The following is a 21886-nucleotide window of genomic DNA, read 5'->3' as shown; positions in this document are numbered from 1 at the left end:
CAAGTGGATTTTTGGGGTCATTCAATGCACATCGCGGCACTCTATCGCTACCCGGTCAAGGGCCTGACGCCGGAGACGTTGCCTGCCGCCCAGCTCTCGCCAGGACGCTGCATCCCCTGGGACCGGGCCTTCGCGCTGAAGCAGGGCGACGCCGTGCTGGACGAGGCGAACCCGGCCTGGATCTCCAAGATGAATTTCATGTGCCTGGCCAAGAACCCTAAAGCCGCCTTGCTGCGGACGCGCTTCGACGACGCCACCCAGATGCTGCATATCGAAGGACCAGACGGCCCCCTTACTGCCTCGCCGCTCACCCCGGACGGCCAGGCCGCCCTCACCGCCTATTTCACCGCCTTCCTGGGCGAGGAGGCGCGCTATGGCAGCGAGGGCCAGGCGCCGCGCTTCCATTTCTTCCCCGGCCATAGTTTCTGTGACCACAAGACCCAGGTGATCAGCCTGATCGGCAAAGCCTCCCTGGCCGCATTGGAAGAGGCCGTCGGCGCCCCGCGCGATGCCCGCCGCTTCCGCGCCAATCTCTATCTGGAGGGCCCCAAACCCTGGGAGGAATTCACCTGGCTCGGCCGCACCTTGGCCATCGGCGAGGTGGAGATAGTGGTGCAGGAGCGCATCGATCGCTGCGCCGCCACCATGGTCAACCCGGACACCGCGGCGCGCGACGCCAACCCGGTGAAGGAGCTACGAACCCATTTCGGCCATATCGAGCTGGGGATTTTCGCGGAAGTAACCAAGGGCGGCGTGATCCGCCCCGGCGACAGGCTCAGACTGCTTTGAGCCGGGTTTCCTTCGGCGGATAGAGGCGCAAAATCACCAGCAGCAGCGCGATGCCAGGCAGCGCCGCGAAGGCGCAGATGACGAAGAAGCTCACCAGCCCGGTGCGCGCCGCCAGGAAGCCGGAAGCGCCGGCGATGGTATGCAGCGCCAGCGGCGCCAGCGAGGAGAGCAGCGCATATTGTGTGGCGGTATGCTCCGGGTGACACAGGCCAGACAGATAAGAGAGGAAGGCGGTATCCGAAAACGCGTCGGTGAACGCCTCCACGGCCGAGATGATCAGCAGAATATAGGGCAAATGCGGATACAGCCCCAAGACCGGGTAGAGGCAGAGCGCGGCCACCTGCAGCAAGGCGGTGAACAGCAGCGCCCGCCCGACGCCGATCCGCATCACCAGCAAGCCACCCAACCCGGTGCCGGCAATGCCGCAGACCAGCGATAACGGCCCGTTCGCCACCGCGATATGGGCGCGATCGAACCCCAGAGCGGTATAATAGGGGGCCAGCATCGTCCCGCCCAGCGCGCCGCCGAGCCGGAACAGCACGATGAAGCCGATGATCACCGCAATCCCGCGCCGGCCGAGAAACTCCTGCAATGGCTCGCGCACCGCCTGGGTGAAGCGCGACGCCAGCCCGGCCGGATGCACCTCGCGCGCCACTTGCGGCTCCGGTGCGAACAGCACCGCCAGCGGCCCCAGCAGTGCCAGCACCGCCATCAGCCCGAACGCCCCATGCCAGCCCAGCCCGATGGAGAGCGCGATCACCCCGGCATTCGAAACCTGATAGGCCACCCGCCAGCCCCAGACCTCGCAGGCCAAGGCCGCCCCTTGCAAATTCGGCGCAAACGCCTCGATCCGCCAGGCATCGATGATGATATCCTGGCTGGCGGAGAGAAACGCCACCAGCGCCCCCAGCCCCAGCGTCAACCAGATATCCTGCCCCGGATCGCTCAGCGCCAGCGCCGCGATGGCGAGCGCCAGCGCGATCTGCACCGGGATCAGCCAGCCGCGCCGCCGCCCGAAGAAAAACGGCTTCGCCTCATCGAAAAACGGCGCCCAGACGAATTTCAGCAGATAAGCGAGGCCGATATTCGCCGTCAGCCCGATCATCCCCAGCGGCACGTGCTCGCCGGACATCCAGTAGCGCAGGGTCGGCCCGGAGAGCGCCCAGGGCAGGCCGGAGGAAAACCCCAGCACCGCCATGATGCCGAGCCGCCCGAAATCCGGACGGCTGAACGAGCCCCGGCCGGCCTGTCCGCTCAAGGCGCGTGGTCGTTGATATTGCCCGCCTTGACGAAGACGCCGTCGCGCATGCTGCCCTCATCCCCCGGCGCCATCCCGGCCGGACACGGGCCCTGCCATTGCAGATCGGAGACCATCGACATCTCACCCGAGCTGGTGCTGAAATCCGCCTTCAGCTGCACGGATTTATTGCTGTCATAGGTCAGCGTCTCATGGATCTTCACGGTCCCTGCCGGCTGCACGCAGGTGCCCGAAATCGTGTAGGCCGCGCCGGCGCCGGTGATGCTGAGCTGGCTGCAACGGCTCTGGCCGGAAAGCAGGAATTTCCGGTCGGTCGCCGGGTCCACGCAGGTCAGCGTCACCACGCCTTGGGCATTCGCCATCGGCGCGCCGCCCGGGCCGGTCACGTTGGTTGTGCTCTGCCACAGCCCCGCCGCGCGGGACGGCAACTCCGCTGCCTGCGCCAGACCGCCCAAGCAAAACGCCACAACCAAGCCACGCGCCAGATTTTTCGTCATGACCGGCAAATTACCGGGCCGCGATGGCCGGCGCAATGGCCGGATAGGTCAGCACGCACGACAAGCTGGGATAGATAATTTACTAAAACGATACTAATGTGAAACTAAATCCGAGGGGCGGAACAATGACCATCTGGTTCGATGTCGAAGACCTGATCAATTTCTTCCAAAGCGCGCGCCGTCCCACCGGGATCCAGCGCTTCAGCTTCGAAACCTGCGCCGCCGCCGCCCAACTCCAAGGCAGCAGCTTCGATATCGGCTTCTGCCGGCGCAATGAGCGCGGCACCCGCCTGCTGGCGGTGAATTTCGCGGCTTTGGAAGCACGTATCCGCGCCACCGCGGACCAGGAACCACCCGCCCCGGAAATGACACCACCCTCGCCCACCGCCAAAGCACCGAAACCCGGACGCCTATACCAAGCGGCGCGCCACCTGCCGCCCGCCTACCGGCTCCCGCTTGGCGAGCTCTACCGGGCAGGCCTGGCCGGTACCGCCGCGCTTAAAGCCCTGGCGCGGGCGGGCTTTGCAACACTCAGCCCGCCGGCGCCGCCCCCCCCAACGACGACGCCCTCGCCTGCCCCGGACACACCACCAATCACCCTTGGTGCTGGCGATTGGCTGATCCACCTCGGCGCCTCCTGGGAGCGCCCCTACGCACCGGGCTTTCTCAACAGCCTGACCGCCGCAGGGGCGCGCCTTGGCCTGTTCGCGCATGACATGATCCCGGATCTGTTTCCGGAATGGTGTACCCAATCGATGGTACGGGATTTCTCCCTCTGGCTGGACGAGCAGGTGCCCCGCGCCGATGCCATTTTCGCGATCTCCCAGAACACGCTGACGGATCTGCAAGCCAGCCTGGAGCGGCGCCATCGCCGGGTTCCGCCACAATCACGCCTGCCGCCCGGCGGCGCCGGCAGGATCATCGGCACGAGGCTGGCGCGCTCGCTGCCCGACCCGTACATATTGATGGTCGGCACCATCGAGGCGCGCAAGAATCATGGCGGCATGCTGCGAGTCTGGCGGCAATTGCTGCACACCCCACCGGCCAATGGCGTGCCTCTCCTGGTGTTTGCCGGCAAGGAAGGCTGGTTGACCAAGGATCTGATGCAGCAGCTGGAGAATTCCGCCTATCTGGACGGCCGCATCCTGTTCGTCGATCAACCCAGTGAAACGCAGCTCGCGGCGCTCTATCAGCACTGCCTGTTCACCCTCTACCCATCCTTCTATGAAGGGTGGGGCCTGCCGGTGACGGAATCGCTCTGTTACGGCAAACCGGTCCTGGCCTCCGGCAGCTCGGCCATTCCGGAAGCCGGCGGCCCTTTCTGCGGCTATTTCGACCCCGGTGATCTCAGCGCGGCGGAAGCGCTCATCCGCTCCTGGATCGATCACCCTGAACTCGTCGCCCAGGCCCAGGCGCAGATTGAAGCGGGCTTCATCCCGCCCGCCTGGCAGAACACGGCAGCGGCTTTATTGGCGCAATGCCAGCCGCAACAGACCACTGCCAGCGCGCAGATCCACATCCTCAACCGCCGCGGCAACCCCCTGTAAATATCGGAAAACATGGCGGCGCCGCTGGAACGCTACGGCTTTTTCCGGGCGTGCCACGCCAGCCTTGATCCTGACGCTGGCGCATCGGACAGACATGTATCTCGCTGAGGCTTATCCTCAATTTCATGACGGCCGCCTCAAGGCGGCTGTTTTTTTGGCACAGGCATCGCCCGAAATGACCGTCCGCAAACCTTTGATAAATCATATTACCGCTATAACGCCTGGGAAACACAACCAGACGTTAACAATTTTATAAACTTCGTCTTACTTTTTGCACGCTATGATGGATTATTAAATAAAATTATTGACGATTACCCCTCTTGGTTGTATTCGTTCGGCGAACACAACGGAGGCAGCCATGAAGATACTCTCTTTTGAGACGATATCGAATAAAAAAGATCTTTTTACTGCCTTTCTCCGCTCGCGCATGGCCATCGTCGACGAGACCAGCGATCCGGAGGAGGCTCTCGATCTGGTCAAGTTTTATGATTACGACGCCATTCTGCTGCGCTTGTCGGAAACCAGGCTGGGTGACCTGGAACTGGTTCGCAAGCTGCGTCTGGCACGCGTGCGCGCGCCGGTCATCGCGGTCGCTCGCGGCATGAGCGAGGCCGTTCGGCTGCGGGTGCTACAAACAGGGGCGGATGATTTGATCGTCGACGCGCTGTCGCACGAGGAGGTTTTCATCAAGGTGCAGAATCTCGTGCGCCGTTCCCGCGGGTTCCAGGAAAACGCGCTGCGCATCGGCCAGGTTGAGATCAACATGAACGCGAAGAAGATCTACGCCAACGGCAAGCCGGTGACGCTGACCAAGAAGGAATATCAGATCGCTGAGATCCTCGCTCTACGCAAAGGCGTTGTGCTGAGCAAGGAAGCCATTCTCGATCATCTCTATGGTGGGCTGGACGAGCCGAACCCGAAAATTATTGATGTATTCATCTGCAAGATCCGCAAGAAACTGCAGGCGCTGGGTGTGGATGATTTCATCGAAACCAACTGGGGGCGCGGCTATATGGCGATCGACCATCGCCAGAGCGCGTCCGTACAGGAGAACCTGCCCACCCCACCCAACCCGATGCAGCCGCGCGTTGTGGCCTGATTCATTGGCCGGCAAAATGCCGCCCCTCTTTCCTAGTTCGCATGCAAAAATAGCATAACTCGCGCCGAGCCGAATGGCTTAGAGCATTATTCGTTCAACCCAACTTGGGGTTTGTCCGATGCATCGCACGTGCCGCGAACCTGGCAATCCAGGTACAGTAACGACGAGACGCATCCTGGTAGGTCGAGAGTCGGTTTCCCCGGAAGCCGGGATCAATTGGGAGAGTTTTGATGTTGCTTTTAGAGCGGAATATCGTGATGCGAAGTCCTCAGACCAGCATCTGATCGAACCGTCTGAATTCAGGCGTTGACGGCTTTTAACCACTGCCGCTCCCTGGATTTCCTTTCGCTTCAATTTTTGGTGGGCCTATAGTGCCTGCCGTCGCATGCCGGGGACTTTCCGTTATGAGCCTGATCGAAAACCGCGCGGCCGTGGGCCCGTTGCACCGCCACATCTCGCTCCGTGGCGACGTGAAACTCCTGCCGACCGTCAATGAGATGGTCAAAACGCTGCGCCCTGAGGAGCCGCTGCATTGCGTGCGCCCGAACGTGATCAGCGCCAGCACCCGCTCCTTCGCCACCGCCTTCAATGGCGACGTGCTCTATGCCGTGAAGTGCAACCCGGAACCGGCTGTTCTGCGCGCCGTATGGGATGGTGGCGTCCGCCATTTTGACTGCGCCTCCATCTCCGAGGTGCAACTGGTCCGCCGCCTCTTCCCCGGTGCGGAGATTCATTTCATGCACCCGGTGAAATCCCGTGCGGCCATCCGCGAAGCCTGGATGCTGCACAGCGTGCGCGATTTCGTGCTAGATTCGGAGAGCGAGCTCACCAAGATCATGGATGAGCTGAACCGTCCGGAGACCGCCAAGCCCGAGACCAAGCCCGGCCTGTTCATCCGCCTCGGCCTGCCCGAGACCGGTGCCGCCATCAATCTGTCAAAGAAATTCGGCGCGGATATCGACAGCGCGATCACTCTCCTGCGCGCCGCCCGACCACTGGCGGGCAAGCTCGGCCTCGCCTTCCATGTCGGCTCGCAATGCCTGGACCCGCTGGCCTGGCGCGATGCCATGCAGCTGGCCGGCGAGGTAATCCGCGCCGCCGGCGTGCGCGTGGATGTGCTCGATGTCGGCGGCGGCTTCCCGGTCGCCTATCCGGACATGGACCCGCCCCCCCTCGGCGCCTTCATGGCCGAGATCGACGCCGCTTATGACGCGCTGGAGATGCCCTGGCTGAAGCTTTGGGCCGAGCCCGGGCGCGCGCTAGTGGGTGGCGGCGCCTCCGTGGTCGTGCAGGTGCAGCTGCGCCGTGGCGAGATGCTCTACATCAATGATGGCGTCTATGGCGCCCTCGCGGATGCCGGGGCGCTGCGCTTTCGCTTCCCCACCCGCCTGCTGCGCGCCCGCGCCAGCCACGGCGCGCCGGACATGCCATTCGGCTTTTTCGGCCCGAGCTGTGATTCGCTGGATGTGATGCACGGCCCCTTCCTGCTGCCCGGCGACGTGGCGGAGGGCGACTGGATCGAAATCGGCCAGCTCGGCGCTTACGGGGCCTGCCTGCGCACCGCCTTCAACGGCTTCGACCGCGCCGCGCTGGTCGAGGTCCGTGACCGCGCGATGCTGGAAACCGCAGGCTACGAGCCGCCGGAGGAGTAACCTCGCGCGGCTACGGCGGCTTGGCACTCATCTGTCAAGCCTTTCGCGTCTGCCCAAACTTTGCCACAGTCGCGTTACCATGCTTTTGCACGCCTCTTGTGCCGCCCGGCAAGGCCAGCCAGGCGGAGACGCTTTATTGCTCCTCGGGCCATCCGGCGCGGGGAAATCCGACCTGTTGCTGCGTCTGATTGACCAGGGCTTTACCTTGGTCGGGGATGATCAGGTCCTCGTGGAGGACGGCATGGCAAGCCCCGCACCGGGCCTGGCCGGTTTGCTGGAAGTTCGCGGCCTCGGCCTGTTTCATCTCCCCTTCGTCGCCCCTGCGAAACTACGGCTGGCGGTGATCCTCAGCGCGGCGCCGGCGGAGCGCCTGCCGGCCCCGCGCCGCCATGCCCAGCTCGACCTGCCGGAAATCACGCTCGATGCCTCTTTTCCCTCCGCCGCCGCGCGCGCTGCCTTGGCCCTGGAAGCCGCGTGCGGGCGCGTGAGCCAGCATAAAGGCGCCTTCGCGGCATGAGCACGGCGCCCGACAAGCTGCAGGTGGTGCTGGTCACCGGTCTTTCGGGCGCAGGCAAGAACTCTCTGCTGAGAACGCTGGAAGATCTCGGCTTCGAGACGGTGGACAACCCGCCGCTGGACACGCTGGAGACCCTCACCAGCCAAGCCGAGCAGAATCTCGCCATCGGCGTGGATGCGCGCTCGCGCGGCTTCTCGGCGGAAAACGTGCTGGAAGCGCTGAAGCAGCTGCGCCAGCATGACCGGCTGGACCCGTCCCTCGTCTATACAACCGCCGGCGATAACGTATTGCTGCGCCGCTATTCCGAAACCCGCCGCCGCCATCCGCTGGCGCAGACCGGCGCCATCGCCGAGGGCATCGCACTGGAGCGCGAGCTCACCGCCCCACTCGCCCGCGCCGCCGACTGGCTGCTGGATACCTCCGCTTTGCCGCTGCCCAAGCTGCGCAATCTGGTGGAGGCCCGCTTCGGCGCCACCAATCCCGGCCTGACCGTGGCGCTGGTCTCCTTCTCCTACGCCGTCGGCCTGCCGCCGGAAGCAGATCTGATCTTCGATGCGCGCTTCTTAAAGAATCCGCATTACGTCCCACATCTGAAACCACTTTCAGGGCTGGACCCGGAAGTTGGGAGATTCATCGAAGAAGACGCTGATTTTGCGGAATACTTCGAGAAAGTTTTGAACCTCATCACATTTTTACTGCCGAGATTCGTGCAGGAAGGAAAGAAATATGCAACAATCTGTGTCGGATGTACCGGTGGACAACATAGATCGGTTTATATGGTCGAAAAATTGAATATTCCTTTGGCCCAGGCGGGCTGGCGGATCGGTGTCACGCACCGGGAAGCGCCGAAATTTCTCAGCCTGCGCGAAGGCTCGGTTGATCCGGGGAAGGGCTGAGCGAGAACCTATGATCGGTCTTGTTATCGTTACCCATGGCACATTGGCCCTGGCCATGCGCGACGCCATGGAGCATGTCGTCGGCAAACAGGCGCAGCTGGCGACCGTCTGCATCGAATCCGATGCGGCGTTTGAGGGCCAGAAGGCGGAAATCGCCAAACGCATCGCCGAGGTGGATAATGGCGACGGCGTCATCCTGCTCACCGACATGTTCGGCGGCACCCCCTCCAACCTGGCCATGTCGATGTGCGCGCAGCCCAACATCGAAATCCTCGGCGGGGTGAACCTGCCAATGCTGGTCAAGCTGGCCAAGATCCGCGGCCAGATGACCCTGGCCGAGACGGTGCAGATCGCCGAAGCGGCCGGCAAGAAATATATTTGCAACGGCCATGATCTGCAGCCCCAGGCCCCGGCGGCCACCTGCAACGCGGCGGAGTAACAATAAAATGGACGGCTCCGTGATCACCGCCGAAATCGGCATCGTCAACCGGCGCGGCCTGCATGCGCGCGCCGCCGCCAAGCTGGTGACGCTGGCCGAGCAATATTCCGCCAATGTGGAAGTGGCGAAGGACGGGCAATCCGTCTCCGCCCGCTCGATCATGGGGCTGATGATGCTGGGGGCTGGAATCGGCAGCTCCGTCACCCTCTCCGCCGAGGGATTCGACGCCCGGGAAGCGCTCGACGCCATTACGGCGCTGATCGAGGCCGGCTTCCATGAAAGCGACTAAAAAGCCCGCCGCGCCCAAGGAGAAGCGGCTGCAGGGCAAGCCGGTTTCCGCCGGCATCGCCATTGGCCCGCTGCATGAGGCGGCGGAGCCGGCGCTCACGATCTGCCGCGACAAACCCGCCCCGGAATCGATCCCGGCCGAGCTGGAACGGCTGGAAGACGCGGTGGCGCGCTCGCGCAAGCAGCTGCAGAAGCTGAAATCCCGCCTCTCGGCGATGCCCAAGGACAGCCAGGCCGAAATCGCCCCGCTGCTGGATGTGTATCTGCACATGCTGGGCGCCTCGCGGCTGATGCGCGGCATCAAGGCGCGCATCCAGGAGGGCGAACTTGGCGCCGAGGCCGCCGCCCATGAGGAGGCCGAGGCGCAGGCAGCGTTGATCATGAGCCAGGCCGGTGGCGACAAGGCCAGCCGCACCCGCCGCGCGGACGAGGTGCAGGAGCTGGCCCGCCGGCTGATCCGCAACCTCACCCGCCAGCCTTTCCGCTCCTTCGAGGGGTTGCCGCAAGGGAGCATCCTCACCGCCCAGGATCTACGCCCGGCAGAAGCCGCCTTGATCCAGCCGACGCGCTTCGCCGGCATCGTCACGGCCGAAGGCGGGCTAGACGGCCATACGGCGGTGATGCTGCGCGCGCTGGGCCTGCCCGCCGTGCTCGGCGTCGAAGGGCTGCTGGACAAGGCCGCCCCCGGCTGCTTTGCCATCATCGATGGCGAAACCGGCGATGTCATCCTCAACCCCGGCAAGGCCAGCTTCGATGCCGCGCGCAAAAAGCTCGCCGCGCAGACCCGCGCGCGGCGCAGCCTGGCCCGGCTGCAGCATCTGCCCGCGCAGACGCGCTGCGGCGTGCAGATCGAGCTGCAGGCCAATCTGGAACTGCCCTTCGAGCTGAAAATGATCGCCGACTCCGGGGCGCGCGGCATCGGGCTGCTGCGCTCCGAATTCATGTTCATGAACCGCGAAAGCGCACCGGACGAGGAGACGCAGTTCCGCATCTATCGCGACATCATCGAGGCGATGGATGGCGAGCCGGTGACCATAAGGCTGCTGGATTGGGGATCGGACAAGGAGATCGACGTGCTCTCCCGCCTGCTGCCCGAGCATCCCGAGCCGAATCCGGCGCTGGGGCTGCGCGGGGTGCGGGCCTTGCTGCAATTCGAGGATCTGCTGGAAACCCAGCTCGCCGCCATCATGCGCGCCGCCATTGCCGGTCCGGTACGGATCATGCTGCCGATGGTGACGGTGGCCCAGGAAATCATCGACACGCGCGAGGTGATGCGCCGAGTCTGGCGGCGGCTGAAGCGGCGCAAGGCGGTGGCGTTGCCCGAGGCGATGCCGCCACTCGGCATCATGGTGGAAACCCCCGCCGCCGCCCTGGCCGCGCCTTTGCTGGCCAAGCATGCGGAATTCTTCGCCATCGGCAGCAACGACCTCACCATGTACACGCTGGCGGCGGACCGTTCCTCGCCCGGCGCGGTGAAGCTTTATGATCCGCTGGAGCCCGCTGTGCTGCGGCTGCTGCATCTCACCGCCAGCTTCGCCGCCGCCGGCGGCGTGCCGGTTTCGCTGTGCGGAGAGCTGGCGGCGCGTCCGGCAGCCACCGCTTTACTGCTCGGGCTCGGGCTGCGCCAGTTCTCGATGCATGGCAACGCCGTGCCGCTGGTGAAACAGGCCATCCGCGCCACCACCCTGCTCGCCTGCGAAGAGCTGGCCAACCAGGCGCTGGCGGCGCCCGACGCCAAGGCGGTGCGCGAAATCCTCGCCCGCGCCCAGGGCGGCTGAGCGGCCCCGCTTGCAAAGCCGCGCCCGCACGGTCATTTGAATTTCATGTCCGGCTTCCAACCCCGGGTGAAGGCCGTGCTCGGCCCCACCAACACCGGCAAGACGCATCTCGCGATCGAGCGTCTGCTCAGCCACGCCACCGGCATCATCGGCTTCCCGCTGCGCCTGCTCGCCCGCGAGAATTACGACCGCATGGTGAAAGCCAAAGGCATCAAGGCCGTGGCGCTGATCACCGGCGAGGAAAAGATCGTGCCGCCAGGGGCGCGCTGGTTCTCCTGCACGGTGGAAGCGATGCCGCTGGACCGCAAGGTGGAATTCCTGGCAGTGGACGAGATCCAGCTCTGCGCCGACCCTGACCGCGGCCATGTCTTCACCGACCGTCTGCTGCATGCGCGCGGGCTGGTGGAGACGATGTTCCTGGGCGCCGACACCATTGCGCCGCTGATGCGCCGGCTGGTGCCGGGCGTGGAGATCGAAACCCGCCCGCGCCTCTCCCAGCTCAGCTTCGCCGGGGCCGCCAAGCTCTCCCGGCTGCCGCCACGCTCGGCCATCGTCGCCTTCTCCGCCGCCGAAGTTTACGCCATCGCCGAGGCGGTGCGCCGCCGGCGCGGCGGCTGCGCGGTGGTGATGGGCCGCCTCAGCCCGCGCACCCGCAACGCCCAGGTGGCGCTCTACCAGGACAAGGAAGTGGATTTCCTGGTCGCCACGGATGCGATCGGCATGGGGCTGAACATGGATGTGAACCATGTCGCCTTCGCCGGCATCCGCAAATTCGATGGCCGCCAGCCCCGCCTGCTCACCCCCTCGGAAGTCGCACAGATCGCCGGGCGCGCCGGGCGCGGCATGCGCGATGGCACATTCGGCACCACGGCCGATTGCCCGCCTCTCTCGGAAGAGGTGGCCGAGCAGGTGGAGTCCCACGAATTCGAGAAGCTGGAGCAGATTTTCTGGCGCAACAGCGCGCTGGATTTCGCCTCCCCGCAGGCGCTGCTGGCCAGCCTCACTTTGCCCTCAAATCGCCAGGGGCTGGTGCGCGGCAATGAGGCGGCGGATGTGCAAACGCTGGACGCGCTGACCCGCGATGGCGACATCCAGCGCCGCGCCCAGGGCCGCGCCGCCACCCGCCTGCTATGGGAAGCCTGCCAGATCCCGGATTTCCGCAAACTCGCCACCGATACCCATGTCAAGCTGGTCGCCAAGGTATTCACCCACCTGCTGGCCAAGGAGCATCTGCCGGAGGATTGGGTCGCCCGCGAGATCGAAAATCTCGATCGTCTGGACGGCGATATCGACACGTTGATGCAGAGGCTGACGGACGTGCGCGTTTGGGCCTATATAACGGCGCGGGCGGATTGGATGAAGGATGCCGACACATGGGCCATGCGGGCCCGGGCGGTCGAGGATCGGTTATCCGATACGCTGCATGTGAAATTGATGACCCGGTTTGTTGATAAGAGGGCGGCACATTTGACGAGACGTTTGGAAGAGGCTGAGGCGGAGGAGCTGCAGGCCATCGTGGCACCGGATGGTCTGGTGAGCGTGGAAGGCCATGAGGTCGGCCGCATCGAAGGCTTTCTGTTCCATCCTGATCCCGCGACGCAGGGGCCTGAGAAGAAGATCCTGCTGCGCGCCGCCCGGCGGGTACTGGCCCAGGAGATGCCAAGGCGCATCCTGGCGGCCGAAACCGCCGCCGACGAGGCGATCAGCCTCTCGGACGACCGGCATTTCGTCTGGGACGGGGTGAAGATCGCCCGGTTGAAAAAAACCGAGATCTTCCTCAAGCCTGGCGTCGAGGTGCTGCATTCGGAATTCCTGGACGGGCTGGCGCGCGAGCGAATCCGGACCCGTCTGGCCACCTGGCTGGCGGCGGAGACCGAGAAGCGCCTGGGCGCGCTGCTGAAGGCCATGGAAAACCCGCCCGCCCCGTTGCGCGGCATCGTCCATCGTCTCTCTGAGTCCGGCGGCGTGCTGCCGCCCGAGCCCTTCACCCCGGAGCTGCGCCAGGAGGCGAAGAAATTCGGCATCGATATGGGGCGCTTCGCCATGTATCTGCCCGCCGCGTTGAAGCCCGGCGCGGCCCGTCTGCGCGCCCTCTTCTGGGGCGTGTGGTACGACCGCAACCCGCCCGAGCTGCCCACCCCCGGCCTGGTCTGCGCGCCGATGCCGGAGAATTGGAGCAATGAATTCGCTTTGGCGATGGGCTGGGTCCGCGCCGGCGACATCATGATCCGTCTAGACGTGGTCGAGCGCGTCACCCGCGAGCTGCATTATCTGATGCGCAAGAGCCAGATTTTGCTGCCGCCCAATCTCGGCAGCCGCATGGGGCTGAAGCCGGAGCAGTTGGGCCCGACCCTGAACGTGCTGGGCTTCCGCCTCTTCCCCGCCGCCGAGGCGAGCGAAAAATATTACGGCCCGCCCGCCCCGGCGATGCTGGGCCGGCGCAAGCAGGACCATCACCAGGCGGCCCCGCAGCGCAACGCCCCGGCCGCCCAGGCCGCGCGGCCGAACCGCGAGCCCAAGCCGGAGAAGCCGGTGGAGATCGACGCCGACAACCCCTTCGCTGCCCTGGCGGCGCTGAAACTGGCGCGGCGCTGATTTGACGGACCCAGGAACAGACTGGCTGCGGCTGGACAAGTTCCTGGTTTTCGCGCGCTTCTGCAAAACCCGGTCGGTGGCGGAGGCGCTGGTGGATCAAGGCGGGGTGCGCATCAACCGCCAACCCACCGACAAACCCCACGCCAAACTCCGCCCGGGTGACGTTCTCACCCTGGCGCTGCCGCAAGGGGTAAAGGTGGTGGAGATCCTGCTCCTCCCCGAACGACGAGGCGCCGCGACGCTGGCGCAGGCGCTTTATCGAGAGATTGGGTAAGGCGGTTTCGCGTTGTACGGATCCGTCGCAGCAGAATAATAATTCGCCCGCATTCTCCGCAGGGTCATCATGGTCAGCCGCTTCCGCGTTAGCCTGGTTTTGGGTCTGTATCTGATCTCCGCCAGCGCCGAGGCGCGGACGTCACCCGGCGCCAGCGCCGTTGACGATGGTGCCGGCTATAAACTCGTGATCATCGAACAGCAGCAAAATCACCCTTTGGGCGCTGGTGTCGATACCGGGTTCGGCGATGCCGTCGAGTTCAGCAAAACCTACCCGCTCATCGCGTCTCCGCTGACACAAGACGCGAACGCCTTCAACGCGGAAATCAGGACTATGCTACCGAAATGGTGGAACGGCCCCTCAGACAATACCCAAAAATCCGCCCCTGACACAGATATAACCCTGGTTTGCCAACCCACCGGCGAGCCACCGCCCGTCGATGGCAAATCTCCCGATACTGGCGGCATGCTGCCGGGCGTGATCTCGATGGCCTGCATGAATGACAGATACCGCCATGGCGCCCTCCATGGAGGGGGGCGTTATTGGGGCTTCAACTGGCTCGTCGATGCGCGGCGCCGCCTCAAGGCAAGCGATGTGTTTGCCCCCGGCACAGCCTGGCAAAACCCCCTCGCGACGCTGCTGGACGCCGATCGAAACGCCAACGGGACGCCGGCTGTCCCTCTGCGACCGCTGAATGTCGCCGATCCAGGCCATTGGGTCGTGGCCCGTAACGGACTCGGGTTCATCTACTCCTACGCGGAATTTTTTTGGCGCCGAAGATGGCGGCGCGGGCGCATTCGACCTCATTCCCTGGTCGAAACTGCGGCCCTATCTCAACCCGCACGGCATCGTTCCCAGGCAGGACTGGAATCTCCCCTTGCCTGACAACAGCTAAGCCGAACCTTGACCACCCTCCCCTCCCACGCGCATAGGGGAGCAAAATTCTTACGCAAGCTTTCAGGAGTACCCGATGACCTACGTGGTCACAGAGAACTGCATCAAGTGCAAATTCATGGATTGCGTCGAAGTCTGCCCGGTCGACTGTTTCTATGTCGGCGAGAACTTCCTGGCCATCAACCCGGATGAATGCATCGATTGCGGCGTCTGCGAGCCGGAATGCCCTGCCGAGGCGATCCTGCCCGATAGCGACGACCGCGCCATGGCCTGGCTGGAGCGCAACCGCGAACTCTCCAAGAGCTGGCCGAACATCACCCGCAAGGGCACCCCGCCGGCCGACGCCAATGAGTGGAAGGACAAGCCGGGCAAAGAGGCGCTGCTGTCGCTGGAGCCGGGCACGCCCTGAGCGCTTCCGCCCGGCGGGTGACGGGCGGCTGAATTTATGGTATGGATGTTCCATGTCAGCCGGGTGCGGGCGGCCGCACCCGGCCTTCATATTTTGGCGGCGCCCTCTGGCGAGCGCCTCCCAGCGGAGTGGTGATGACGGATAAGCAGAAGAGCGGCGCTTCCAGGAAGGCCGCGAAACCCGACCAGGACGAAGCCGTGGCCGCGGCGCCCACCCCCGAAACCCCGAAAGCCGAGACCCAGCCCGCCGTGGTGATGCATGGCGGCGTGCCGGCCGGGCCGATCCGCCCGCTGGCCCCGCCCCGTGCCCCGGCCAAGGCGGAAATCTTCAAGGAAGGCGATTATGTCGTCTACCCGACCCATGGCGTCGGCAAGGTGGACCGCATCGCGGTGGAAGAGATCGCCGGCCATACGCTGGAGCTGATCTGCATCACCTTCGATGAAAACCGCATGACCCTGCGCGTGCCGACCACCAAGGCGCGCACCGCCGGCCTGCGCAAGCTCACCTCCAAGAAGAGCTTCGACGAGGTGCTGGCGGTGCTGAAGGGCCGGGCCCGCATCAAGCGCACCATGTGGTCACGCCGCGCCCAGGAATATGAGGCGAAGATCAATTCCGGCGACCCGTCCGCCATCGCCGAAGTGGTGCGCGATTTGCACCGCAATGCCGGCCAGCCGGACCAGTCCTTCTCCGAGCGGCAGATCTATGAATCCGCGCTGGACCGCCTGGCCGCCGAGTACGCGGCGCTCGAGCAGGTGGATAAGCCCACGGCCATCGAGAAGCTGCTGGCGCATCTGAAATCGGAATAAGGAAAAGGGGCCGCGAGGCCCCTTTTCCATTGGCTCAGCGCGCGCCATCCAGGAATAATCTGACAATTTCCTTCACGCGTTCCTCAATCTCCTCGGGGCCAGGGGTTTCACGCAAGCCCAGCACGCATTCAGTGTGCAAATTGCCGATCAGCATGCCGGCAAAGGCGGAGGCCGCGTAATCCGGGCGCGTCAGGCGCAGTGTGCCGCGTTTCACCTGCCCGGCGAAATAGCCTGTCAGCAGCCTGCGCAGCGCTTGCGGCCCGGCCCGCCAGAAAGCCTCGCCCACCTCCTTCATCGCCGCACTCTCGGCGAACACCAGCCGGTACATGCCCAAAGCCGCGGGGCAGGTGATGGTGGTCAGAAATCTCACCCCCAATGGTGGCAACACGTCTTCTGGTGGCCGCCCATCCAGTTCATCGCCTTCGAAATCCCCGAAAATGGCGCGCACCCGCTCCGTCACCAGCGCCTCGAACAGCCCCTGTTTACCGCCAAACAGCTGATACAGCGTCTGCCGCGACCCGCCTGAGCGGGCGATCACATCATCAAGCGTGGTGCCGGCATAGCCTTTTTCCAGAAAGCTTTGGGCCGCGGCATCCAGAAAAGCCCGCCGCCGCGCCTCCAGCCGGGGCCGGGCCGCCGCATCGTGAGGGTCTTTTTCAACGCGTTCGTCCTGCATCATCATCCCATAAACAGCGCATTACAGCATCGTAAAACAAGGCGGGGTTTCATGCAGGCCAGGGCTGCATATCTCTCATGCAGATCGCCACCAAGGCGGCTTCCCTTCATCGACAAGAAATGTACTGTCTGATACAGTACATTATTGTCGAAAGCTAGAGCAATATGTGTTTAGATTGACGCGGCAGAGTCAAGATAAACACATGAAATTGCTCGATAAACCATGAGTAGAGCGAGGAGGTGCAAACCCCTCTCGCGCTACTATTAGAGACCGTCTCGAAATTACGGAGCAGCAGGTGGCGAACGAAAATGGGCAGACGGATCAGGGCCAGGATAAACCGGCCCCCACGCAGCAGAATGACGCCAACACCGAGCAGAAGCCGCGCAGCAAGCTGCCGCTGATCATCGCCGGTATCCTGCTGGTGGTGGTGGTCATCGCCGGCATCATCTATTGGCTGGCGACGATGGGCGAGGTTTCCACCGACGACGCCTATACCGATGGCAACGCCGTCTCCATGGCCACCAACACCTCCGGCTACGTCACCGCGCTTTATGTCAATGACAACAGCTATGTGCATAAAGGTGATTTGCTGGCGGTGGTGGACCCGCGCGCGAATGAGGCGCAGCTGGCCCAGGCGCAGGCCAATCTCCAGCTCGCCAACGCCAATCTCACCGCCGCCCAAGTCAATCTGAGGGAGGAACAGGTTCGCGCTCCGGCCCAGCTTGAAACCGCGCAGGCGCAGCTGGCCCAGGCCAAGGCGCAGCTCTTGGACGCGCAGCGCAATTACCGCCGCCAGCTCTCGGTGGACCAGCGCGCCACCGCCCAGACCGATATCGACCAGAGCAACACCCAGCTCGCCAGCGCCGAGGCGCAGGTGAAGCAGGCCGACGCAAATTTGAAAACCGCCGCTCTGGTGCAGGATAATATCGACACCGCCCAGCAGCAGGTGGCGCAGCGCGAGGCCGATGTGGCGCAGGCGCAGGCCAATCTGCGCGCCGCCAAAACCGCTTTGTCCTACAATTATATCCGCGCCCCGCAGGATGGCTGGATCACCAAACGCAATATCCAGCTCGGCACCTATCTGCAGGCGGGGACACAGATTTTCTACATCGTGACCAAGGATTTCTGGGTCACCGCGAATTTCAAGGAAACCCAGCTCGCCCACATGAAGATCGGCGACAAGGTGACCATGGGCATCGACGCCTACCCATCGATCACCCTGCATGGCCATGTGCAGAGCATCCAGCAGGGATCGGGCGCCGTGTTCACCGCCTTCCCGGCCGAAAACGCCACCGGCAATTTCGTGAAAATCGTGCGCCGCGTGCCGGTGAAGATCGTCATCGATAGCGGCATGCCGGCGAACATGCCGGTGCTGCCCTACGGCATTTCCGTGACCCCCACGGTGCATGAATAATGCCCGGGGCCGCGCAGACGCGTTCGGCCAACCCGTGGGTGATCGCGCTCATCGTCACGCTGGCGGCCTTCATGGAGGTGCTGGACACCACCATCGTCAATGTCTCGCTCACCCACATCGCCGGCTCGCTCTCCGTCTCCAACGATGACAGCGCCTGGGCGTTGACGACCTATCTGGTCGCCAACGCCATCGTGCTCACTCTGTCCGGCTCGCTCTCACGGCGCATCGGGCGCAAGCGCTTCTTTCTCATCTGCATCGGCGTGTTCACCCTCGCCTCGCTCGGCTGCGGGCTGGCAATCAGCTTCACCCAGCTGCTGCTGTTTCGCGCCATTCAGGGATTTTTCGGCGGTGGCCTGCAGCCTTTGCAACAGGCCATCATTCTCGATGCCTTCCCGCCGGAAAAGCGCGCCGCCGCCTTTTCGCTCTCCGCCGTCGCCATCGTCGTCGCCCCGGTGCTGGGCCCGCTGCTCGGCGGCTGGCTGACCGACACCTATAGCTGGCATTTGATCTTCCTCATCAATGTTCCCGTCGGCATCTTCACCTTTCTCGGCGTGATGAATTTCGTGCAGGATTCCGACGAGGTGAAGCGCGACAAGGAAACCGCCCCGCCGTTCGATTATATCGGCGCCATCTTCATCGCCTTGGCGCTGGGCTGCCTGGAAGTCGCGGTTGATCGCGGCGAGGATTATGACTGGTTCGGCTCGCACTTCATCGCCGTCATGCTGGGCATCTCCGCCCTCGCCTTCATTTTCGGCAGCCTCTACCTGCTTTATACGAAACATCCGGCTGTGGATCTGCGGGTGCTGAAGGATCGCAATTTTGCCTTCGGCTTCACCCAGATCGGCATCATGGGGCTGGTGCTCTATTCCTCGGCCGTCGTCATTCCGCAATTCGCGCAGATCGAACTTGGCTACACCGCCACGCTCTCCGGTCTGGTGCTCGCCCCCGGTGCGGTCGTCATCATCATGCTGATCCCCATCGTGCAACGTTTGATGAAGGTGATTCCGGTGAAGTTCATCATCGCCTTTGGCGGGCTGGTGCTGGCGAGTGCGCTGTTCTACTCGATGCATCTGATCCCGCAGGAGAGTTTCGACCGGCTGGTGGAAATGCGCGCCGCGCAAACCGCCGGGCTCGCCTTCCTGTTCGTGCCCATCAGCACCGCCGCCTACTACACCCTGCCGCGCGAAATGAACGGCGACGCCGCGGCCTTGTTCTCGATGAGCCGCAACGTCTTCGGTGGCATCGGCATTTCCATCTCAACCGCCATCGTCAGCGAACGCGAGCAGATCCATCAGAGCTATATGGTCGATCATCTCAGCGGCGCCTCCACGCCCTACAACAATCTGCTCCGCCAGATCGCGCAATCGATGCAAAATCACGGCACCGCCTTCGCCAAGGCCCTGGCCGCGGCACCGGGGCAGGTGGAGCAGATGCTGGCCACCCAACGCGCCGTGCTCGCCTATAACGATCTGTTCTGGTATACTGGCCTGCTGGCCCTGCTGCTGATCCCCACGGCGCTGCTGATGTCCTCCCGTCAAGTCCGCAAGAAGAAGGCCTCATGAAACAGACCCAACGCCTCCCTCTGAGCCTCGCCTTGCTCCTCGGCGGCTGCACGCTGGGGCCGAATTTCCAGCCGCCGGCACCGCCCGCCGGCAGCGCCTACCATAACAGCGCCCCCGGCGTGGCGCGGAACGCCCCTAACCCGAACTGGTGGGCCGGCTTCAACGATCCTGTTCTCACCAGCCTGATGCGCGATGCCATCGCCGGCAGCCCCTCCTTGCAGGAGGCGCTGCTGCGCGTCGAGCAGGCGCATGAGAATGTCGTCACCAGCCGCGCCGCCGGCCTGCCGACTCTGGGCGCCACCGGCTCCTTCAAGCGCGAGCAGGAAGGCTTGAAAGGCCTGGCGGAATCCGGCGGCGCCTACAGCCAGCTGAACCAGCTCGCGCAGCAGGCCAACAGCATCTCGCCCGGCAGCGGCGCCACCCTCACCAATGGCGCCAGCAGCGCGCTGGATTCACTGGGCCAGCCGATCAATCTCTATTCCTACAGCCTCTCCTCCAGCTGGGAGCTGGATCTGTTCGGCAAGGTCCGCCGCCAGGTGGAAGCCGCGAAAGCCAATGCCGACGAGGCGAATGATGCGGCGCGGGAATCGCTGGTGATGCTGGAATCCCAAATCGCCCAGGCCTATTTCCAGCTGCGCGCCGCCCAGGCCGCACTGGCGCAGCAGCAGCAGAACGTCCAGGCCACGGCACTCACCTTGCATCTTACCCAGAGCCAGGCGGCCCATGGCCTCGCGCCGCAAAGCGATGTCGAGCAGGCCCGCACCGCCTATCTCGGCCAGCAGGCGAAACTGCCCACCTACATCAAACAGGTGGCGCAGGACATGACGCAGATCGACATCCTCACCGGGAAGCCGCCCGGCGCGCTGGATGCGCAGCTGGCGCAGGCAACACCCTTGCCGACGCCGCCCGCCTTGATCGGCACCGGCGTCCCCGCCAGCCTGGCGCGCCGCCGCCCGGATATTCGCGAGGCCGAGGATAATCTCCACGCCGCCACCGCGCAGATCGGCGTTGCCGTCGCCAGCTTCTACCCGGATATTTCGCTGACCGGCAGCGTCGGCTTCCACGCGCTGGATGCCTCCTACCTCACCAACTGGGCCAATCTCTTCTACGCTTTCGGCCCCTCGATCTCACTGCCGATTTTCGAGGGCGGCAAGCTCTCCTCCAACCTGCGGCTGGCGCGCATCTCCCAGGCCAACGCGGCGCTGCAATATCGCGCCACGGTGCTGAACGCGCTGGCGGAGGTGGAGAATGCCCTGGTCGCCTACCGGGAGGACCAGCAGGCGCTTACCGACGCGCAAGGCACCGCCCAGGCCGCACAGATTTCCTTCAACCTGGCGCAAAGCCGCTACCAGCATGGGCTCGCCAGCCTGCTCCCGGCCTTGCAGGCACAGGACAGTCTGGTGTCCGCCAACCAGCAGGAAATCCAGGCCCAGGCGCAGCTCGATGTCGATGCCGCCACGCTCTACACCGCCCTTGGCGGCGGCTGGCAGGAGAGCGAGCAGGCGGTGACGCCGCCGCCGATCAACCCGGCCCCGCCGATTGCGCCGGGTGCGGCGGATACGCTGGCGGACCCGCGCTAAGCCTGCGGCACGGACCCAGCGGGCGGCATTGCCTGGCGCTGCGGCTGGGCATTTGCCTGCTGGGCCGCGGCGTTCAGCGCCAGCACCTCGCCCAGCGCCTGGGTCATCGTCGTCGGCACCAGAATCGTCGCCCCGCGATCCTTGTTCATGTCGTAAATCAGCCCCATCTGGCGGATCTGCAACGCCACGGGGTTTTCCTGATAGATCTGCGCCGCGTCGACAATCTGCTGGGCAATGGCGATCTCAGCGCTCGCCAGCGTCACCCGCGCCTGTTTCTCTTTCTCCGCCTGGGCGTTGCGGCTCATCGCATCGTTCAGCTCACGCGGGATTTTCACATCCCGGATCTCCACCGCGATGTCCCCCAGCCCCCAGCCATCGGATTTGCGGCGGATGAGCGCTTGCAGCCTTTCATCCATCGCCTCGCGGTTGGAGAGAATATCGCTCATCGTGGTGGCGGAGATCACCTCGCGCAGCGAGGTCTGCGCCACCTGGGCAATCATGTTCTGATAATCCGTCAGCTCGGTGGCGGCGCGTTTCACATCCACCACCCGCCAGAACAGGATCGAATCCATCGTCACGGACACCGCATCGGCGGTCAGCGTATCCTCGGCGGAAATCCGGGTGCTCTGCCGGCGCGTATCCACCACGGCATAGACGGTCTCGATCGCCGGGATCAGGAAATACAGCCCCGGCCCGCGCACGCCGGCAAAGCGGCCCAGCCGCAGCACCACCGCGCGCTCCCATTCCGCCGCCGTGCGCAGCGTCAGCGCCAGAATGACGGCGATGACAACGAACACAGCACCGATGCTGTAGGCATGCAAAACATAGCTGATGGCGACGCCGACCAGCGCGACGATAACGGCAATGACGGTCACGGCATTATTCATGTCCAGCTCCTCCGACCTTGGCCCCAGCC

General features: G+C 64.3%; 22 protein-coding genes. 18 read left to right on the top strand and 4 right to left on the bottom strand.

Annotated features, from left to right (window positions below; genetic code table 11):
• Positions 1 to 24: 24 nt before the first annotated feature.
• Positions 25 to 789 carry an MOSC domain-containing protein gene (locus MXAZACID_RS14620; protein WP_008495246.1) on the top strand — a complete coding sequence of 255 codons (765 nt, stop codon included), beginning with the start codon at positions 25 to 27 and terminating at the stop codon, positions 787 to 789.
• On the opposite strand, the gene MXAZACID_RS14615 is transcribed toward MXAZACID_RS14620, so the two are convergent.
• Complete coding sequence (locus tag MXAZACID_RS14615) at positions 776 to 2047, bottom strand: MFS transporter (RefSeq protein WP_008495245.1); 1272 nt, start codon at positions 2045 to 2047, stop codon at positions 776 to 778. The genes MXAZACID_RS14620 and MXAZACID_RS14615 overlap by 14 nt on opposite strands.
• Positions 2044 to 2544 (bottom strand): DUF3617 family protein, encoded by a 501-nt coding sequence (locus MXAZACID_RS14610; protein WP_008495243.1) that lies wholly within the window; start codon positions 2542 to 2544, stop codon positions 2044 to 2046. The genes MXAZACID_RS14615 and MXAZACID_RS14610 overlap by 4 nt, the downstream gene beginning before the upstream one ends.
• Positions 2545 to 2669: 125 nt before the next feature.
• Here MXAZACID_RS14610 and MXAZACID_RS14605 point away from each other — a divergent pair, with 125 nt between their 5' ends.
• From MXAZACID_RS14605 to MXAZACID_RS14545, 14 genes are all read left to right on the top strand, one after another.
• Positions 2670 to 4091 carry a glycosyltransferase family 1 protein gene (locus MXAZACID_RS14605; RefSeq protein WP_008495242.1) on the top strand — a complete coding sequence of 474 codons (1422 nt, stop codon included), beginning with the start codon at positions 2670 to 2672 and terminating at the stop codon, positions 4089 to 4091.
• A gap of 64 nt (positions 4092 to 4155) precedes the next feature.
• Positions 4156 to 4347, top strand: coding sequence for a hypothetical protein (locus MXAZACID_RS19805; protein ID WP_144052815.1), 192 nt, complete (start codon positions 4156 to 4158; stop codon positions 4345 to 4347).
• Positions 4348 to 4449: 102 nt separating this feature from the next.
• Positions 4450 to 5190, top strand: coding sequence for a response regulator transcription factor (locus tag MXAZACID_RS14600; protein WP_008495241.1), 741 nt, complete (start codon positions 4450 to 4452; stop codon positions 5188 to 5190).
• Positions 5191 to 5594: 404 nt separating this feature from the next.
• Entirely contained in the window at positions 5595 to 6842 is a 1248-nt protein-coding gene (locus MXAZACID_RS14595) for a type III PLP-dependent enzyme (protein WP_008495240.1), read from the top strand.
• Between the two features lie 79 nt (positions 6843 to 6921).
• The gene (locus MXAZACID_RS14590; protein ID WP_039885426.1) at positions 6922 to 7359 is read left to right on the top strand and encodes an HPr kinase/phosphorylase; all 438 of its coding nucleotides are present in this window, start codon (positions 6922 to 6924) and stop codon (positions 7357 to 7359) included.
• Positions 7356 to 8255: an RNase adapter RapZ gene (gene rapZ, locus MXAZACID_RS14585; protein ID WP_008495238.1), complete on the top strand. Its 900-nt coding sequence runs from the start codon at positions 7356 to 7358 to the stop codon at positions 8253 to 8255. Before MXAZACID_RS14590 ends, rapZ begins: the two co-directional genes overlap by 4 nt.
• A gap of 10 nt (positions 8256 to 8265) precedes the next feature.
• Positions 8266 to 8694: a PTS sugar transporter subunit IIA gene (locus tag MXAZACID_RS14580; protein WP_008495237.1), complete on the top strand. Its 429-nt coding sequence runs from the start codon at positions 8266 to 8268 to the stop codon at positions 8692 to 8694.
• 7 nt (positions 8695 to 8701) lie between these two features.
• Positions 8702 to 8983 carry an HPr family phosphocarrier protein gene (locus MXAZACID_RS14575; RefSeq protein ID WP_008495236.1) on the top strand — a complete coding sequence of 94 codons (282 nt, stop codon included), beginning with the start codon at positions 8702 to 8704 and terminating at the stop codon, positions 8981 to 8983.
• Positions 8970 to 10760, top strand: coding sequence for a phosphoenolpyruvate--protein phosphotransferase (gene ptsP / locus MXAZACID_RS14570; RefSeq protein ID WP_008495234.1), 1791 nt, complete (start codon positions 8970 to 8972; stop codon positions 10758 to 10760). Before MXAZACID_RS14575 ends, ptsP begins: the two co-directional genes overlap by 14 nt.
• 45 nt (positions 10761 to 10805) lie before the next feature.
• Positions 10806 to 13355 carry a helicase-related protein gene (locus tag MXAZACID_RS14565; RefSeq protein WP_039885424.1) on the top strand — a complete coding sequence of 850 codons (2550 nt, stop codon included), beginning with the start codon at positions 10806 to 10808 and terminating at the stop codon, positions 13353 to 13355.
• Between the two features lies 1 nt (position 13356).
• A complete protein-coding gene (locus MXAZACID_RS14560) occupies positions 13357 to 13629 on the top strand; it encodes an RNA-binding S4 domain-containing protein (protein WP_008495232.1) in 273 nt (90 codons plus the stop codon).
• A 69-nt stretch (positions 13630 to 13698) separates the two neighbouring features.
• Positions 13699 to 14514: a hypothetical protein gene (locus MXAZACID_RS14555; protein WP_039885423.1), complete on the top strand. Its 816-nt coding sequence runs from the start codon at positions 13699 to 13701 to the stop codon at positions 14512 to 14514.
• 85 nt (positions 14515 to 14599) lie between these two features.
• Positions 14600 to 14932, top strand: a complete 333-nt coding sequence (gene fdxA / locus MXAZACID_RS14550) for a ferredoxin FdxA (protein WP_008495230.1) — start codon at positions 14600 to 14602, stop codon at positions 14930 to 14932.
• Between the two features lie 134 nt (positions 14933 to 15066).
• Positions 15067 to 15738: a CarD family transcriptional regulator gene (locus tag MXAZACID_RS14545; RefSeq protein ID WP_008495229.1), complete on the top strand. Its 672-nt coding sequence runs from the start codon at positions 15067 to 15069 to the stop codon at positions 15736 to 15738.
• A gap of 34 nt (positions 15739 to 15772) precedes the next feature.
• Here MXAZACID_RS14545 and MXAZACID_RS14540 read toward each other — a convergent pair whose 3' ends face one another.
• Positions 15773 to 16414 carry a TetR/AcrR family transcriptional regulator gene (locus MXAZACID_RS14540; RefSeq protein ID WP_051060394.1) on the bottom strand — a complete coding sequence of 214 codons (642 nt, stop codon included), beginning with the start codon at positions 16412 to 16414 and terminating at the stop codon, positions 15773 to 15775.
• A 295-nt stretch (positions 16415 to 16709) separates the two neighbouring features.
• Here MXAZACID_RS14540 and MXAZACID_RS14535 point away from each other — a divergent pair, with 295 nt between their 5' ends.
• The 3 genes from MXAZACID_RS14535 to MXAZACID_RS14525 are packed head-to-tail and all read left to right on the top strand — an operon-like array spanning position 16710 to position 20970.
• Positions 16710 to 17828, top strand: a complete 1119-nt coding sequence (locus MXAZACID_RS14535) for an HlyD family secretion protein (RefSeq protein ID WP_008495227.1) — start codon at positions 16710 to 16712, stop codon at positions 17826 to 17828.
• On the top strand, positions 17828 to 19390 hold the full coding sequence (locus MXAZACID_RS14530) for a DHA2 family efflux MFS transporter permease subunit (protein WP_008495226.1): 1563 nt from the start codon (positions 17828 to 17830) through the stop codon (positions 19388 to 19390). Before MXAZACID_RS14535 ends, MXAZACID_RS14530 begins: the two co-directional genes overlap by 1 nt.
• Positions 19387 to 20970, top strand: coding sequence for an efflux transporter outer membrane subunit (locus MXAZACID_RS14525; RefSeq protein WP_008495225.1), 1584 nt, complete (start codon positions 19387 to 19389; stop codon positions 20968 to 20970). Before MXAZACID_RS14530 ends, MXAZACID_RS14525 begins: the two co-directional genes overlap by 4 nt.
• Here the strand turns inward: MXAZACID_RS14525 and MXAZACID_RS14520 are convergent.
• Positions 20967 to 21857 (bottom strand): SPFH domain-containing protein, encoded by an 891-nt coding sequence (locus tag MXAZACID_RS14520; protein ID WP_008495223.1) that lies wholly within the window; start codon positions 21855 to 21857, stop codon positions 20967 to 20969. The two genes, MXAZACID_RS14525 and MXAZACID_RS14520, sit on opposite strands and share 4 nt — an antisense overlap.
• Positions 21858 to 21886 lie beyond the last annotated feature (29 nt).

The sequence above is a fragment of the Acidocella sp. MX-AZ02 genome (assembly GCF_000306035.1).
Classification (GTDB): domain Bacteria; phylum Pseudomonadota; class Alphaproteobacteria; order Acetobacterales; family Acetobacteraceae; genus Acidocella; species Acidocella facilis.
Note: the sequence above shows the minus strand (reverse complement) of the source record. Positions and strands in the feature narration are given on the sequence as shown.

Coding starts and splice junctions, on each gene's coding strand:
- MXAZACID_RS14620 (WP_008495246.1), top strand. CDS start 25: ATGCACATCGCGGCACTCTATCGCTACCCGGTCAAGGGCCTGACGCCG.
- MXAZACID_RS14610 (WP_008495243.1), bottom strand. CDS start 2,544: ATGACGAAAAATCTGGCGCGTGGCTTGGTTGTGGCGTTTTGCTTGGGC.
- MXAZACID_RS14605 (WP_008495242.1), top strand. CDS start 2,670: ATGACCATCTGGTTCGATGTCGAAGACCTGATCAATTTCTTCCAAAGC.
- MXAZACID_RS14600 (WP_008495241.1), top strand. CDS start 4,450: ATGAAGATACTCTCTTTTGAGACGATATCGAATAAAAAAGATCTTTTT.
- MXAZACID_RS14595 (WP_008495240.1), top strand. CDS start 5,595: ATGAGCCTGATCGAAAACCGCGCGGCCGTGGGCCCGTTGCACCGCCAC.
- MXAZACID_RS14590 (WP_039885426.1), top strand. CDS start 6,922: ATGCTTTTGCACGCCTCTTGTGCCGCCCGGCAAGGCCAGCCAGGCGGA.
- rapZ (WP_008495238.1), top strand. CDS start 7,356: ATGAGCACGGCGCCCGACAAGCTGCAGGTGGTGCTGGTCACCGGTCTT.
- MXAZACID_RS14580 (WP_008495237.1), top strand. CDS start 8,266: ATGATCGGTCTTGTTATCGTTACCCATGGCACATTGGCCCTGGCCATG.
- MXAZACID_RS14575 (WP_008495236.1), top strand. CDS start 8,702: ATGGACGGCTCCGTGATCACCGCCGAAATCGGCATCGTCAACCGGCGC.
- ptsP (WP_008495234.1), top strand. CDS start 8,970: ATGAAAGCGACTAAAAAGCCCGCCGCGCCCAAGGAGAAGCGGCTGCAG.
- MXAZACID_RS14565 (WP_039885424.1), top strand. CDS start 10,806: ATGTCCGGCTTCCAACCCCGGGTGAAGGCCGTGCTCGGCCCCACCAAC.
- MXAZACID_RS14555 (WP_039885423.1), top strand. CDS start 13,699: ATGGTCAGCCGCTTCCGCGTTAGCCTGGTTTTGGGTCTGTATCTGATC.
- fdxA (WP_008495230.1), top strand. CDS start 14,600: ATGACCTACGTGGTCACAGAGAACTGCATCAAGTGCAAATTCATGGAT.
- MXAZACID_RS14545 (WP_008495229.1), top strand. CDS start 15,067: ATGACGGATAAGCAGAAGAGCGGCGCTTCCAGGAAGGCCGCGAAACCC.
- MXAZACID_RS14540 (WP_051060394.1), bottom strand. CDS start 16,414: ATGCAGGACGAACGCGTTGAAAAAGACCCTCACGATGCGGCGGCCCGG.
- MXAZACID_RS14530 (WP_008495226.1), top strand. CDS start 17,828: ATGCCCGGGGCCGCGCAGACGCGTTCGGCCAACCCGTGGGTGATCGCG.
- MXAZACID_RS14525 (WP_008495225.1), top strand. CDS start 19,387: ATGAAACAGACCCAACGCCTCCCTCTGAGCCTCGCCTTGCTCCTCGGC.
- MXAZACID_RS14520 (WP_008495223.1), bottom strand. CDS start 21,857: ATGAATAATGCCGTGACCGTCATTGCCGTTATCGTCGCGCTGGTCGGC.